This window comes from Flavobacterium sp. 21.1 (assembly GCF_057801535.1).
This window is the reverse complement of sequence record NZ_JBYNXA010000003.1, coordinates 286,247-301,760: the sequence shown is the minus strand read 5'-3', so window position 1 is coordinate 301,760 and position 15,514 is coordinate 286,247. Positions and strand designations below refer to the sequence as shown.

Genomic DNA, 15,514 nt, shown 5'->3' with positions numbered 1-15,514 from the left:
TTGCAGTTGCTATGTTTTTCATATATGTGAATTTTATTTTTTAGTGGTCATATACGGTATCGCCTTTTTATTTCATGGAGTTTATCTCGCAGTATTTTATTTTCAGCGGATCTCGATGATTATTTAATTGCTAATGCAAAACAATTTATTGATGGCTATTTCATTGTTTGTTTTTTAAGTTTCTCAAATATAGTTAAATTTTAAATTAAAGTTTTTTCACCGTAAAAACCATCGGAGTTTCAGAAACGATTAAAAATTGAAATTTAGTCCCAAAATGATATTTCTGCCGATATTCGGAATGCCGTCCGTTTTTAATCGTGACAAATGCGAAATGTATGTTTTGTTTAATAAGTTATTGGCGTTAAGGGAAAGATCGAATTTGGTTTTTCCCAGAACAACATTTCCTCCGAAACCTAAATTCAGCAGCGTAAAATCATTTGATGCGGTTTCAAACGAACTGACGTTGTTCTGATCCAACGTATAATCCACATTAAACAAGGCATAACCGTTTTTCAACCAATTTTGAATGTCGAATTCGGTACGCACGGTATTTGAGAATTTATTCGCGGGAATCAGGGGTAAATAATCGCCGTTTTCTTTTTTGGCGGTCACACTCTCAAAACTGCTGACTAAATGAAGCCAATCCAGCGGGTGAGGATGATAGTGAATGCCGATTTCCCCACCGTAAAGCGCCGCATTGCCCTGAATGTAATCATATACGTCATTACCATCAATGGCAGTTCCGGTTGGTGAAAGAAAAATGTAATCGTTGATGTGATTGTAAAAACCATTGGCGAAGAACTCAAAATGGGCGTTACCATATTCCAGATTCAAATCGGTCTGCAGGTTTTGTTCGTTTTTTAAATTGGGATTTCCGACCTCATAACGGTTACTTCCCTCGTGAACGCCATTGGAAGTCAGCTCTGCTAAATTAGGAGCACGAAATCCTGTAGCCATATTGGCACGAAGCGTCAGCTTGTCGAGTAATTTTGTTTTGTATCCCAATGAAGCGTTGAAACTTTCGAAATTTTTGTTCAGGGCTTCAAAATAACCTTCCTCACCAACTATTCCATGAGTTTCAGAATCTATTTTCCGACTGTCAAAACGTATTCCGGCCTGAAAAGTATGGGATTTCCATTCGTAATTGGACGTTGCCAGAAATCCAATGTCGTTTGTGATGGCATCGGGAATCAGCAGTTCACTACCGTTATTCTCATTGCTTTGGTGTAATCCCTGTACACCAACTATAGTTTCCAGATTTCCAAATTTGGGCAGATAGTATTTTACATTGTAACTCGTGGTTTTCAATTTCATGTGGAGTGCTATATCATCGGCAGTTTCCAATTCTTTTCTATTGTTGTAAGTGTATCCCAAATCGGCTTCCAGTTTTGAATTGCGGAAGAAAAACTTCTGATGTAAACTCAAAAGATGATTATCGATATCTTGCTTCGGATATAAAGGGGTTCGGAAATGTGCATCGGAAATACCTTCTTCAGGTAAACCGATGTTTAAGTTGTTATAATTGTACCGGAATTCCGAATTATAATACGTATTGGAATAGCCTAAGCCAATTTTGTAATCTTTCTCGATAAATCGGGTGTTGATTACTTTTTCGCCTGACGGAATTTCATAATCAGCATGGGTGGAATAGCTCGCTCTTGTCAGGAATTTCCAATTGTCAGAGGAAGATTTGATGCCTAAAGTAGAGTTGCTTCCCTGTGTATTGGAAAACAACTTCTGATTGAAATTGCCGGAAAATGTATTGGCTTTGGCGAATTTTTCGGGATTGAAATACAAAACACCACCCAATGCATCAGATCCGTAAAGTAGGGAGGCCGGTCCTTTGATGACTTCAACGCTTTCCACTCCGGCATCGCTCATGCCCAAACCGTGTTCTTCACCAAATTGTTGGTTTTCCATGCGAATACCTTGAGTATAGATAAGAACCCGATTGCCACTTAAACCGCGAATGACCGGTTTTCCTATAGAAGTTCCTGTGGATATCTGCGCAACTCCCGGAATGGTTGCCAATCCTTCAGCCAAAGTAGCCGCTCCTTTTTGTTGCAGTTGTTTAATTGATTGATGTTCAACTTTCATTACGTTTTGCGACTGTAGTTTGTTAAAAACGGTAGAAATGATCATCTCGTCCATGTGGGTCGAGGTTTCTTCCAGTACGACGTTTGTAAGCGGGTTTTGTTGTCCGAGAATTACGGAAAGGGTTTTGTTGGCATAGCCTATACAGGAAAAAGTTACGTTGAAATTTCCGTTGGGTAAATCGGTAAACTTGTATTTTCCGTTAACATCGGAAATGGTTTCTTTATGTAGTTCCGGAATGGCAACTGTCGCGCTTTCAACAGGTTTTCCGGTATGGTCCGTAATGCTGCCGGAAAGCGTGTTTTGGCCGACCGCAATGAGTGAAAGCCCCAAAAATAGGACGGTTAAAAAATATTTCATATGATTTGCATTGAATTATTGTACAAGAATTTGCGCCGAATGTTCTTCGACTGAAACAATTATCCAATAAAACAAGGAGGTCCCCGAAGCGGAAGGAAGTTGCCCGAAAAGACAATGGGCTTTTCCGTAAGTGAAAAAGGAAGTGGTTTGCTTTCAATCGTTTTTACAAAATCGAAAGTGAAAAATTCAACCGAAATGTAATTGCTGAAGGCGAACTGACAGGAGAAACAGTCATCGAATTCGTGGTGACTGTGTGAGAATTCAGTTTTGGAAGTGCTGTACTTGTGATGGCATTGTTTTTCGGTGAGCTGTTTTACTAAATGCTCATACGAATGCGCTGATTGAAACAATATTGCGAACAATAATGCAATCAGTAAAGAAAGGCTGAAATGTTGCAGTTTCTTATTCATTCCACACAAAGATACGGAACAGAAAAGAAAAATCCGTTTAACTTTTACGTTAAACGGATTTCAATATGCTGTAAATCGGAATTATACCAATTCGTTTGCTACTAAATGTTCTGCAATCTGAACTGCATTGGTTGCAGCTCCTTTGCGTAAGTTGTCGGCAACAATCCACATGTTCAATGAGTTTGGCTGACTTTCATCACGACGGATTCGACCAACAAAAACATCGTCTTTTCCTTGTGCATAGATTGGCATCGGGTAAGTTTTCGTATCCAGGTTATCCTGAACGGTAACGCCTGGGGTGTTGTGTAAGATGGAACGCACTTCGTTAACGTCGAAATCGTTTTCAAACTGTACGTTAACCGCCTCGCTGTGTCCGCCAACTACAGGAATACGGATAGCTGTAGCCGTAACTGCGATCGTTTTATCTTCAAGGATTTTTTGTGTTTCGCGAACCAATTTCATCTCTTCCTTAGTGTATCCGTTGTCTTCAAAAACATCGCACTGTGGAATTGCGTTACGGTGAATTGGGTAAGGATACGCCATTTCGCCTTTGATTCCTGCGTACTCATTTTCCAATTGCTGAACTGCTTTCACACCCGTTCCTGTAATGGACTGGTAAGTAGAAACTACAATTCGTTTGATGTCGTATTTTTTATGTAACGGCGCTAAAGCCATAACCATCTGAATAGTAGAACAGTTTGGATTAGCAATGATCTTATCTTCTTTAGTTAAAATGGAAGCGTTGATTTCAGGAACTACTAATTTTTTAGTTGGATCCATTCTCCAGGCAGATGAATTGTCGATCACTGTTGTTCCTGCTTCCGCAAATTTCGGAGCCCATTCTTTTGAAGTGTCTCCTCCGGCTGAGAATACAGCAATATCCGCCTTCATGTCTACTGCGGTCTGCATTCCAACTACCTTATATTTAGTGCCTTTGAATTCAACTTCTTTTCCTACAGATCTTTCTGAAGCTACGGGAATTAATTCTGTAATCGGGAAATTTCTTTCCGCTAAAACCTGAAGCATCACTTCGCCTACCATACCGGTGGCACCTACAACGGCTACTTTCATTTTACGTATTGATTTTTAGTGTGTTATTACGAACTGCAAAAGTAATTAATAATGATGTTAAAAAGTTATAACAAAAAAATATCACAAGAATTATTTTGCAAATAAAAAAAACCGCCCAATCGGACGGTTAAGTTAGAATATGTTGTGTAGCGGATTATTTTTTCAGCAAATCGCGGATTTCTCCTAATAATTCTTCCTGAGTCGGACCTGATGGGGCAGGAGCCGGTTCCGGTTTTTTCAGTTTGTTCATAGCTTTGATGATAAGAAACATCACAAAAGCAACTATGATGAAATCAATTAAAGCGGTGATAAAAGCGCCCCATTGAATGGCCACTTCGGCGACACCAGGAGTAACCACTGCACCTGCAGCATCTTTGACTTCGGGAACTGCTTTTGTAATAACATATTTCTGGTCGTTGAGATCCAAGCCACCCATGATGATACCCACAATTGGTGCAAACATTTTCTCAACGAAAGCGGTAACCACTTTCCCAAATGCGCCTCCCATAACAAATGCAATTGCCATGTCAACCAGGTTGCCTTTCATGGCAAACTCCTTAAACTCCGATATAAATCCCATAGATTCGTTTTTTAGTTAAAAATGCCTTTGAAACTAAATTAGTGAAATTTTGGTTACATTTTGGTGTTTGAATCAAAAAAGTGCGTTATTCCTTGTAAAAAACACGTTTTACACGATGGGAAATGCTGGTTAAAATTTCATATGGAATGGTGCCAATGACTTCTGCCAATTCGGTAACTCGCGGTGATTTTCCGAAGACAATTACCGTATCACCTTCCCGGCAATCGATATGAGTAACGTCGATCATTAACATGTCCATGCAAATGTTGCCTACAATTCGGGCTTTTTGATGGTTCACCATTACATATCCTTTTTCATTGCCCCAGCTTCTCGGAATCCCATCGGCATAACCAATTGGGATGGTGGCGGTTCGTGTTGGCTCAGTCACCCTGAACTTTCTGCTGTAACCTACACTGTCGCCAACCGGAATGTCTTTGATCTGTAGAATAATGGTTTTGAGTGTACCAATCGTTTCCAGATGTTTCATTTCTTCAGGATCATTGCCCACGCCGTACAAACCGATGCCCAGACGAACCATATCAAACTGATGCCCGGCAAAATTGTAAATCCCCGAAGTGTTTAAAATATGTCGGATAGGTGCAATATTCAGTTCCTGCATCAGTCGGGTAGACCATGAATCGAATTTCTGAATCTGTTCCAAAGTAAAATCCCTGAATTCCGGTACATCACTTGAGGACAAATGCGAGAAAATACTTTTTACCGAAACAAAGTTGTTGTTTTTCAATAAGCCGATAAGTTCATCCAATTCCTTTTCTTCGAAACCAAGGCGGTGCATTCCGGTGTCGAGTTTCAGATGGATCGGATAATTGGACAGGTTTTTTTGTTGCGCCAGAAAGATAAACTTCCTTAAAACCGAAGCCGAGTATATTTCCGGTTCCAAATGGTAAGCAACCATGGCAGCAAAAGCACTGTTTTCGGGATTCATTACGATAATCGGCATGGTGATTCCGGCGTTGCGAAGTGCAATTCCTTCATCGGCGAAAGCGACACCCAAATAATCCACTTTATGGTGCGCTAACAATTTTGCGATTTCAAAACTGCCGCTTCCGTAACCGAACGCTTTCACCATCGCCATCATTTTCGTAGACGGTTTCAGCTTCGAACGATAGTAATTCAGATTGTGACTGATCGCATTCAGATTGATTTCCAAAACCGTTTCATGGGTTTTCTCTTCCAATACCACGACAATTTCCTCGAACTGGAAACTACGCGCTCCTTTTATCAGAATGGTTTCGTTGGAAAAATGCGAGCTGTTGAATTGCAGCAGGAAATCTTGTGTTGTCGCAAACGAAATAAAATTCGGATAGTCTTTTAAATGGCTTCCAATGCTTTCTCCGATTCCGATTACGGTGTCGATTTTATTGTGAGCTAACAGTCGGAATACTTTCGAATACAATTCTTCTACGGGAAACCCGCTTTGAAAAATATCGGAAAGAATGACGGTTTTCTTTTTATGGGTTTTGTGTTGTTCCAGGAAATCCAATGCAATTTTCAGCGATTGGTAATCGGAACTGTAACTGTCGTCGATGATCGTACAGTTATTGATTCCGTTTTTCACCTGAAGCCGCATTTCGACCGGATACAGATTGGCAATTCGCTCTTGTATCGTTTTTTGATCATAGCCAAAATGCAGTAAAACCATTATGCAGGTAATCGCATTTTCTTCGGATGCTTTATCGTGAAACGGAATTTCAGCAAGGAATTTTTCACCTTTTTGTTGAATCTCTAAAGTGGAATTTCCTTTTTCAGAAATTAAGATGTCTGCGGAAGTATCATCATAACTCCACGTAAACGTTTTGGCAGAAGGAGGCAGAAGCGCTTCGATCTTCTCGTTTTTTTTCAGAATTACGATTTCCGTATGTTGAAATAATTTTAATTTTTCGCTGATTTTTTCCTCTTCCGAAGCAAATCCTTCATTGTGCGCCGAACCGATATTGGTCAGAATTCCGAGGGTAGGCTGAATGATTTTTTCCAGCTTTTCCATCTCCCCAACAAGCGATATGCCGGCTTCAAAAATACCCAAGTTATGACGTTCGTTAATTCCGATAACTGAAAGGGGAACACCCACCTGCGAGTTATAACTTTTCGGACTTCGGATGATATTGTATTCCGGACTCAGCAGAAAATTCAGCCATTCTTTTACAATGGTTTTTCCGTTACTGCCTGTAATTCCCACGATGGGGAAATCGAATTGTTTGCGGTAATAAGAGGCAAACTGTTGTAAAGCCACTAAAGTGTTTTCCACTAGCAGGAAATTGGCTTTGTTGGCAAGTTTTTCCGGCACGCGATTCACCACAAAATACTGAACGCCCGACTCAATCAGGTCAGGAATATACTGATGGCCGTCATGGTTGTGTCCCACCAAAGCAAAAAACAGCGTACTGTTGTTGTTCTGCAATGAGCGGCTGTCAATGGAAACATTGTCAATCAGACAGGTTTCGTCGACCCCTAACCATTTGGCGTGAATGACCGGGACGATATTGTGAAGGGATAAACTCAAAATTTAGTCTTGCGTTTTAATTTTTTCGGACGGAACGGTTTCGCTTTCCTGCGACTCTCGCATCGCGTTGAAATAAGCCGCACGGCTAAGAGGTTCGTATTCTTCGGTTTCGCCTAAAAGGACCAAATTGTCGTTGTTTGCTTTTCTGAAACTGTAGTGGGCTAAATTTCCGGTACGGGTGCATACGGCGTGTACTTTCGTTACGTACTCGGCCGTAGCCATAAGCGCGGGCATGGGACCAAACGGATTGCCTTTAAAATCCATGTCCAGACCGGCTACGATTACTCGCACTCCGGAATTGGCCAGATCATTACAAACAGTTACAATCTCATCATCAAAAAACTGTGCTTCATCAATGCCGATCACATCGCAACCATCGGCCAGAATACGAATGTTCGCCGCTGCCGGAACAGGTGTGGAGCGGATTTCAGTGGCATCATGCGAAATTACCATTTCGTCATGGTAGCGGGTATCGATGGTGGGCTTGAAAATTTCCACTCTTTGCTTTGCAAATTGGGCTCTTTTCAAACGACGGATCAGCTCTTCGGTTTTACCGGAAAACATTGAGCCGCAGATGACTTCGATCCATCCAAATTGTTCTTTGTGATTTACTGTATTTTCGAGAAACATTTTGTAATTTTCAGACGTAACAGAAAAATTTCTGATTAGATTTGTAACTCAAACAAACCAACGTAAATTTTACTGTTTTTTATATTGTTTCAAATGTAGAAAAAATTATCAAAGGTTCTTTCCATTGACAAAATAAAAAACATTGAAAAAACAGCATAAGAATTGCCTTACTCCATATAAATTCAAAAGTTATGAAGAAAAAATTAGAAGCCGAATTAATCAGTATTGCGCACCGAATTTTAAAGATGAAAAACAGGGACGATGTGGTTCAGCTGCATCAGGAAGCCCAGAAATTATATGAGAATCTGTCTGTTCTCCGTTTTTACCAAGAGAATATCGAGGCATTAAAAACAGAATTGGCTCCGGAAGTTCTGGAAGAAAAAATGGAGAAGGCTGATGAGAAGAAAGCGGACGCAGAACCGGTAGTGGCTGCAGTTGCTGTTCAGGAAGAAGTCAGTACTCCTATTTCTGAAGTTCAGGTTGAAGATGAAAAGATAATGGTTGGCGAAATAGCTATAACGGAAGAGGACTTGGATACTGAAGAGCCTATAATTGCAGAAGAAACTGTAACGGAAGAAGAGGTATCAACGGAAGAAGAACCGGTCGTTCAGGAAGAGCAAGCTGAAGAACCGACTGCCGAAGAAGAACCTGTGGTGGCAGAAGCAACTAAGGAAGAAGCTGAAGAACTTCTTTTTGAACCGGTCGCAGAGGAAAGTAAGGAAAAAATAAAAGAAGAGAAAAAGGACGAACCAAAACAAATTTCTTTTGTGGAATTGTTGGGGGATACTTATCATGAAGCGGATTTTGTTAAAGTAGACGATGTTCCGAAAGAAGTTGAAAAAGCAACGGAAACCGTTTTCGAAAAAGTGGATGAGGTAAAAGTAAAACCTGCCAAAGACAAAGTAGTGGAGGAAGAAACGTCTAATCACCGACCTTTGGAAAGTATCCGAAAAGAAATTGAATCTGAAAAAGCCGAATATAAAGCCTTATCGCTGAACGAAAAATTCAACAAAACGATTACGCTTAGTTTAAACGACCGCATCGCTTTTGAGAAAAATCTTTTCGCAGGAAGCGGAGAAGATCTGAATCGCGTATTATCTCAGTTGAACACTTTTAATACACTGGATGAAGCCAAAAGTTTTATCGACGATCTTGTGAAACCCGATTATAATGACTGGCAGGGGAAAGACGAATACAGTTCGCGTTTTATGGAATTAATAGAGCATAAATTCGCCTAAATGGGAAAATTGTATTTAGTACCGACGCCGATTGGGAATCTGGACGACATGACTTTCAGAGCCATTAAAGTTTTGAAGGAAGTCGACCTGATTTTAGCCGAAGACACCCGAAACAGCGGAAAACTTCTAAAGCATTTTGAGATTGCCACGCACATGCAGAGCCATCATATGCACAACGAGCACAAAACGGTTGAAAATATCGTGAAGCGTTTGCAGGCCGGTGAAAATATCGCATTGATTTCCGATGCCGGGACTCCGGCAATTTCCGACCCCGGATTTTTGCTGACAAGAGCCTGTGTGGAAAACAACTTGGAAGTGGAATGCCTGCCGGGAGCAACTGCTTTTGTACCGGCTTTGGTGAACAGTGGCTTGCCTAATGATAAATTTGTGTTCGAGGGTTTTCTTCCTGATAAAAAGGGCCGCCAAACAAGATATCTGACATTAGCTGAGGAAACGCGCACGATGATTTTATACGTTTCACCTCATAAATTAGTGAAAACCCTGGCGGAATTCGTGCAGTATTTCGGCGCGGACCGACCGGTTTCGGTATCGAGAGAGTTGTCGAAATTACACGAAGAAACCGTGCGCGGAACAGCGGAAGAAGTGCTAAAACATTTCGAAGCCAAACCACCAAAAGGGGAGATCGTGGTAATTGTGGGTGGCAAGACAAATAAATAATTTTTTGAATTTTTAAATAGAAATGGATACACATAAAGTAATAACTACCTGGAAAGGGAAAATGAAATTTGAATCGGATAATCCCAGCGGTGATATCATTACTATGGACGCCGGACCGGACAGTGGAGGAGAAGGAAGCGGACTTAGACCAAAAGCCATGATGCTGTCGTCTTTGGCCGGTTGCACGGGGTTGGACGTAACTTCGCTGATTGAAAAAATGAAACTGGATGTCGAGGAATTCAGAATCGACACGGAAGGCGATTTAACCGAAGAACATCCGAAAACCTATCATACCGTACGCGTGGAGTACCATTTTTACGGAAAAAATCTTGACGAAAAGAAACTGGAAAAAGCCGTGTATTTGTCTGTAGATAAGTATTGCGGTGTGATGGAAATGTTCCGCCAGTTTGCTAAAGTTGAAATAAAAATAGTATATCATCACAACTAAATTATGACGGTAGCGGAATTAGTAGAAAAAGTTTCAAATCGTTCAATTTTGCCTTTTGCTGAGGTTATTGAAACGATTGACAACCATTATGATTTTGTTCCTAGTTCTTTTAAAAACGGGGAGTTGTTCAATGAAGCAGGAGTAAATAGCGGATCCTGTAAAGTGTATTCGTTTGGGAAAATGCAAGGATTGAGTGAAAGTGAGACCTTGTATCTTTTTGGAGAACATTATCAAAAAGTTTTAGAAACGCCGGATGAGGCAGATCATCAGAATATTAGAAATTTCATGAAATTTGGATGGGACGGAATCGTATTTGACGGAGCGGCCCTTACGGAGAAATAAGCATATCACTTTTAAATATATACGCCAAAATAACTTATTATCAATTGAAAATAGCTAAATCATTATGCGTTGGACATTAAAATCTAAGCCAGATCAGGAAAAAGTACAAGCCTTGCAAAATGCACTTCAGGTAGACGAAATTATCGCCTCCTTACTCGTTCAAAGAGGAATCGAAACCTTTGAAGAAGCCCGGCAGTTTTTCCGGCCGAGTTTAACCGATTTACACGATCCGTATCTGATGAAAGATATGGACAAAGCGGTCGATCGAATCGAAAAAGCAATTGCCAACGAAGAAAATATCTTGGTTTTTGGCGATTATGATGTAGACGGAACAACAGCAGTTTCGTTGATGTCATCCTATCTCCACAGTTTTTATCCTAAGGTTGCGACCTATATTCCTGACCGTTACGATGAGGGCTATGGAATCTCTTATAAAGGAATCGACTTTGCCGACGATAACGGGTTTTCACTTATTATTGCGTTAGACTGCGGAATCAAATCCATCGATCATATCGCTTACGCAAATGAAAGAAACATCGATTTCATAATTTGCGATCACCACCGTCCCGGCAATACGTTGCCTGATGCGGTTGCTGTGTTAGATCCAAAACGCTCGGATTGTTATTATCCTTATGATGAACTCTGTGGTTGTGGTGTCGGATTCAAACTGATTCAGGCATTGGCACAAAACAGAAGCCAATCTGTCGAAGATTTGGTTCCGTATCTGGATTTGGTTGCGACGGCGATTGCGGCGGATATTGTTCCGATTACGGGAGAGAACCGCGTGCTGGCGAAATTCGGGTTAGAAGTTATCAATGCTAAGCCGCGTCCGGGAATAAAAGCATTGATCCGGAATTTAAAACGAAAAGAACTTACCATAACTGATGTTGTTTTCGTAATCGCTCCGCGTATCAATGCTGCTGGCCGAATCAAACACGGAAATCATGCGGTGGAATTGCTGACCGAGTTTAATTTGGAGCAGGCTGAAGAATTCGCATCTCAGATTGAGGAATTCAATTCCGACCGTAAAGGATTGGACAAAAAAATCACTGTTGAAGCTTTGCAGCAAATCATTGAGAACAATGAACAAGATCGATTCACCACCGTAGTGTTTCAGGAAGACTGGCATAAAGGCGTGATTGGCATCGTTGCTTCGCGATTGACTGAAACCTATTATCGTCCGACCCTTGTTTTTACAAAAAGCGGCGATAAACTTGCGGCTTCGGCCCGTTCTGTAAAGGATTTTGATGTGTACAATGCCTTAGAAGCCTGTTCGGAACATCTGGAGCAGTTTGGCGGACACATGTATGCAGCCGGGATGACCCTCAAAGAAGAGAATTACGAGAAATTTAAATTGGCTTTTGAAAGCGTAGTTTCCGATACCATTCATCCCGACTTATTAACCCCTGAAATTTCAATTGATGCTGAGGTTCAGTTATCGGAGATCAATGCTAAATTCATGCGGATCCTGAAACAGTTTGAGCCTTTCGGACCACAGAACATGACGCCTGTGTTTTTGGCAAAGAATCTGAAAGATACTGGATACGGAAAAAAAATAGGCACCGATGAGGAACATCTGAAATTATTTGTGAAACAAAATGATTCGGATAGTTTTGGAGCGATTGGTTTTGGTCTGGCCAAAAAGAAGGAACTGACTGATAATAAGAAACCTTTTGACGCCGTATTTTCCGTGGAAGAGAACGAATGGAACGGCTCCGTTTCACTGCAACTTAGATTTCGCGATATTCAATAATATTTATTTAGAATGATTTTAAATAATTTGTATATTTGTTGAAATCAAATAAGATGAAACAGATAAAGCAAGTTTATCAAAATGATTTTGGTATCGCTTTTTATTGGATTAAGGACAATGAGATTTTAAGAGAGAAAGTACAATTGGTTTTTAGGGAAACCGGTTTTTATCTTTCGCTTTCAGAATTGATTGGATTCTCCGAAAACATTGAAACGACTTGCAGCAATATCAAATGTTCCGATTGCGAGTTGCAAAAACATTGCACAAAATACCTTTTGGAAACGCCATTCCCCGGTTTGGAGTTAGCAGTTTCAGAAGCGGAGGCATTTCAGTTACAGGAACTGGTTTCGGCAACGTTGTTTCAGATGGAATTGAATAATTATCTGAATGACAGCTGTAAGAATTGATGTTTTTAGACCAAATGTCACGATACCCTAATTGAGGAGGTGATTCTCTTCGGTGTTTTTTTTGGATGAAAAGACCCTATTTATAAAAGGCTAAACAAAATATATAGTAAATAAAAGAGGCTGTCCGATAAGAACAGCCTCTTTTTATTTATTGTAAAAATTGTTTTAGAACAGATCCATCAAAACCGATGGGAACAGACCGATAGCGACATTCAATCCCATAGCCACTACTGCTACAAAATAGAACTCAAAAGGTACTTTGTGCGTTTCTTCTGCGGCATCTTTCGTGTACATGGCGCTGATCACTCGGAAATAATAGTATACCGCAATCATAGAGTTGATGACCCCGGCAATTACTAAAACTAACCAACCTGCCTGTAAGGTTTGATTCAGGATAAAGAATTTAGCGAAGAATCCGGAGAAGATCGGGATTCCAGCCATTGATAATAAGGAAGCGGTAAGAATCATTGCCAATAGTGGACTTCTTTTTCCTAATCCGTTAAAATTCTCAAGTTCTTCATTGTCTTTTCCTTTACAAGCATATAAAATAACCGTGAAGGCTGCAATACCTGCCAATCCGTAAGCAACGGTGTAGTAGAATAAACTTCCGGCTGCGTTTTGCAGATTCAAAAGGGCCATTATCATAAATCCTGCATGGGAAATACCTGAGAAGGCTAACATTCTTTTGATATTGTTCTGACGCAATGCCATAATGTTACCTACTGTCATGGAAGCTATGGAAACGATAACGATTACCAATTCGTATTCGAATTTCATGTTACCGTTCATCGCCACGTTCAGTTTGAAAAACGTTGCCATAGCCGTAACTTTTGCAAGAGTACTCATCGTAGCCGTTGTCAATGTTGGTGCGCCTTCATAAACATCCGGAGCCCAGAAGTGGAACGGAACGGTTGCGATTTTGAATAACATACCCACAGTAATCATAGAAACACCGATGTAAAACCATTCTTCCGTTCTGGCTGAATTGGAAGCCAATTCGATCATTTCCATGTCGAATGAGCCTACAGCGCCATAGACCAATGCGATTCCGAAAAGGATAATGCCCGATGCGAACGATCCCATTAGGAAATATTTCATACCGGCCTCATTACTTCTCATATTCATACGATCACTTCCTGCTAAAACATACAAAGCAATGGAAAGCACTTCGATACCAAGGAAGAACATGGCTAAATTTCCGAACGAAACCATAGCAACCGCTCCGGTTAACAGGAACAACTTAATGGAAACAAAATCAGAAATTTTAGAAGCCTGGGTTTCATAGAAATTATGAGTCAGCGTAACCAAAAATATCGTCAGTACTATAAATAGACTTGAAAAAGCAACCGTGAAGTTGTTTACCACAATCATGTTGTTATAGTAACTCGCGGTTGTTCCGAATTCAGTCACAGTCATACCTAAAATGCCCAGTAACCCAATAATGGTTACAGGAACAATGGCTTTTCTTAAGTTGAAAATTTCAGCCAAAAGGCAAATAACGCCCAGGACTGCAATTGCTATTAAAGTATTCATTCTCTTTGACTAAATTTATTTAATGTGTACTAAAATCTCTTGGATACTTGGTGCAATCAGGTCGATGATTGGTTTCGGGAACAATCCGAAGAACAATAAGAAACCGATGATCACTACCATTACAATGCCTTCCGTCAGGTTAACATCCGCAAAAGGTTTTGCGTTGGTTTCGCCTAACATTACATGCTGGAACATTCTCAACATGTAGAAAGCTCCTAATATGATTGTTGTTCCGCCTAATACAGCGAAAGCCATATTTTTGGTAAACAAACTGTATAAAACGGTGAACTCACCAATGAAGTTAAAAGTTCCCGGTAAGGCAACAGAAGCCAATACCAAGATCATGAACATTGATGCAAATTTTGGCGTTTGCTGACGTATACCACCCATTTCGCTGATGTTTCGCGTTTCGTAGCGTCTATAAATGATTTCTGCTGCGAAGAACAAACCAACGATTACAAATCCGTGTGCGATCATCTGTAAAACAGCACCGCGAAGACCATCAACAGTTAAGGTATAACAACCTGCTGCAATTAAACCAACGTGTGCCAATGAGGAATAAGCCAATAAGCGCTTTAAGTCTTTTTGTTTTAAAGCCACGATGGAACCGTAAATTACACCGGCGATACTTAGACCGATAATAGTGTACTGTAGTTCTTTAGCTGCATTCGGTGCTATCGGCAACTGCCAACGAATTACGGAATACAATCCCATTTTTAACATGATACCGGATAAAAGCATGGTTCCTACAGTCGGAGCTTTTTGGTATACACTTGCCTGCCAAGTGTGGAAAGGGATTAGCGGGATTTTGATCGCATAAGCCATAAAGAAGGCCATGAAAATCCAAAATTCCTCTTTAGCTGATAATTCTAAAGCGTATAATTTATCCAATTGGAAACTTCCCGCTTTTTGATACATGTAAATGAAGGCAGCCAACATGAACAGTGAACCTACGAATGTGTAAATGAAGAATTTGATGACCGCTTTTTTGCGCTCAGAAATATCATCGTTACCCCAGATTAGGGCTATGAAATAGATTGGAATCAAAGATAATTCCCAGAAAATATAGTATAGGAATCCGTCTGATGCCAAAAAGGTTCCTGCCATCGCGAATGCCATGAACATTACTAAAGCGTAGAAATTTTTTGGGTTACTGAATTTGTTTCCAAAAGAAGACAGAATAATTAACGGTATTAAAGCCGTATTTAATAGTATCATGGCGATAGCCAAACCATCCACTTTAAGGGAAAATAAAACGTTAGGGTTTTTCATCCAAACTGCAGAGAAATTGCAGTCAATACCCTGATTGAATTGATTTAAAATAACAAAGGAAGCACCTAAAGCAGCCAAACTGAAAAACAAGGCTACTTTGGAAGCCAACGCATTTCCTGAGAAATAAGTCGCCAGCGCTCCGATTAATAATAGAATAAGTACTATAGTTACGTCCAT

The 15,514-nt window shown here is 40.4% G+C and carries 14 protein-coding genes; 6 read left to right on the top strand and 8 right to left on the bottom strand.

From position 1 onward, the window contains the following. Nucleotides 1-249 precede the first annotated feature (249 nt). The 6 genes from AC3E9U_RS08120 to AC3E9U_RS08095 all read right to left on the bottom strand — a co-directional run bounded on the left by AC3E9U_RS08120 (nt 250) and on the right by AC3E9U_RS08095 (nt 7,666). Nucleotides 250-2,454 carry a TonB-dependent receptor gene (locus tag AC3E9U_RS08120; protein ID WP_488746404.1) on the bottom strand — a complete coding sequence of 735 codons (2,205 nt, stop codon included), beginning with the start codon at nt 2,452-2,454 and terminating at the stop codon, nt 250-252. Between the two features lie 59 nt (nt 2,455-2,513). Further along, nucleotides 2,514-2,864 (bottom strand): hypothetical protein, encoded by a 351-nt coding sequence (locus AC3E9U_RS08115; protein ID WP_488746403.1) that lies wholly within the window; start codon nt 2,862-2,864, stop codon nt 2,514-2,516. A gap of 81 nt (nt 2,865-2,945) precedes the next feature. Continuing rightward, nucleotides 2,946-3,935 (bottom strand): aspartate-semialdehyde dehydrogenase, encoded by a 990-nt coding sequence (locus AC3E9U_RS08110; protein WP_488746402.1) that lies wholly within the window; start codon nt 3,933-3,935, stop codon nt 2,946-2,948. Nucleotides 3,936-4,089: 154 nt separating this feature from the next. Further along, nucleotides 4,090-4,515 carry a large conductance mechanosensitive channel protein MscL gene (mscL, locus tag AC3E9U_RS08105; protein ID WP_488746401.1) on the bottom strand — a complete coding sequence of 142 codons (426 nt, stop codon included), beginning with the start codon at nt 4,513-4,515 and terminating at the stop codon, nt 4,090-4,092. Between the two features lie 85 nt (nt 4,516-4,600). Then, the gene (locus tag AC3E9U_RS08100) at nt 4,601-7,036 is read right to left on the bottom strand and encodes a bifunctional UDP-N-acetylmuramoyl-tripeptide:D-alanyl-D-alanine ligase/alanine racemase (RefSeq protein ID WP_488746400.1); all 2,436 of its coding nucleotides are present in this window, start codon (nt 7,034-7,036) and stop codon (nt 4,601-4,603) included. 3 nt (nt 7,037-7,039) lie between these two features. Next, nucleotides 7,040-7,666 carry a thymidine kinase gene (locus AC3E9U_RS08095; protein ID WP_488746399.1) on the bottom strand — a complete coding sequence of 209 codons (627 nt, stop codon included), beginning with the start codon at nt 7,664-7,666 and terminating at the stop codon, nt 7,040-7,042. A gap of 191 nt (nt 7,667-7,857) precedes the next feature. On the opposite strand from AC3E9U_RS08095, the gene AC3E9U_RS08090 reads away from it, so the two are divergent. From AC3E9U_RS08090 to AC3E9U_RS08065, 6 genes are all read left to right on the top strand, one after another. Then, entirely contained in the window at nt 7,858-8,904 is a 1,047-nt protein-coding gene (locus tag AC3E9U_RS08090) for a DUF8457 domain-containing protein (protein ID WP_488746398.1), read from the top strand. Then, complete coding sequence (gene rsmI / locus AC3E9U_RS08085; RefSeq protein WP_488746397.1) at nt 8,905-9,582, top strand: 16S rRNA (cytidine(1402)-2'-O)-methyltransferase; 678 nt, start codon at nt 8,905-8,907, stop codon at nt 9,580-9,582. A gap of 22 nt (nt 9,583-9,604) precedes the next feature. Then, the gene (locus AC3E9U_RS08080) at nt 9,605-10,030 is read left to right on the top strand and encodes an OsmC family protein (protein ID WP_488746396.1); all 426 of its coding nucleotides are present in this window, start codon (nt 9,605-9,607) and stop codon (nt 10,028-10,030) included. Between the two features lie 3 nt (nt 10,031-10,033). Then, nucleotides 10,034-10,372: a HopJ type III effector protein gene (locus tag AC3E9U_RS08075; RefSeq protein ID WP_488746395.1), complete on the top strand. Its 339-nt coding sequence runs from the start codon at nt 10,034-10,036 to the stop codon at nt 10,370-10,372. Nucleotides 10,373-10,436: 64 nt separating this feature from the next. Next, nucleotides 10,437-12,125 (top strand): single-stranded-DNA-specific exonuclease RecJ, encoded by a 1,689-nt coding sequence (gene recJ / locus AC3E9U_RS08070; RefSeq protein ID WP_488746394.1) that lies wholly within the window; start codon nt 10,437-10,439, stop codon nt 12,123-12,125. A gap of 53 nt (nt 12,126-12,178) precedes the next feature. After that, on the top strand, nt 12,179-12,532 hold the full coding sequence (locus tag AC3E9U_RS08065) for a hypothetical protein (protein ID WP_488746393.1): 354 nt from the start codon (nt 12,179-12,181) through the stop codon (nt 12,530-12,532). Nucleotides 12,533-12,697: 165 nt separating this feature from the next. Here the strand turns inward: AC3E9U_RS08065 and AC3E9U_RS08060 are convergent, their stop codons facing one another. Together AC3E9U_RS08060 and AC3E9U_RS08055 are read right to left on the bottom strand one after the other, a co-directional pair. Next, the gene (locus AC3E9U_RS08060; protein WP_488746392.1) at nt 12,698-14,065 is read right to left on the bottom strand and encodes an NADH-quinone oxidoreductase subunit N; all 1,368 of its coding nucleotides are present in this window, start codon (nt 14,063-14,065) and stop codon (nt 12,698-12,700) included. Between the two features lie 15 nt (nt 14,066-14,080). Next, entirely contained in the window at nt 14,081-15,514 is a 1,434-nt protein-coding gene (locus tag AC3E9U_RS08055; protein WP_488746391.1) for a complex I subunit 4 family protein, read from the bottom strand.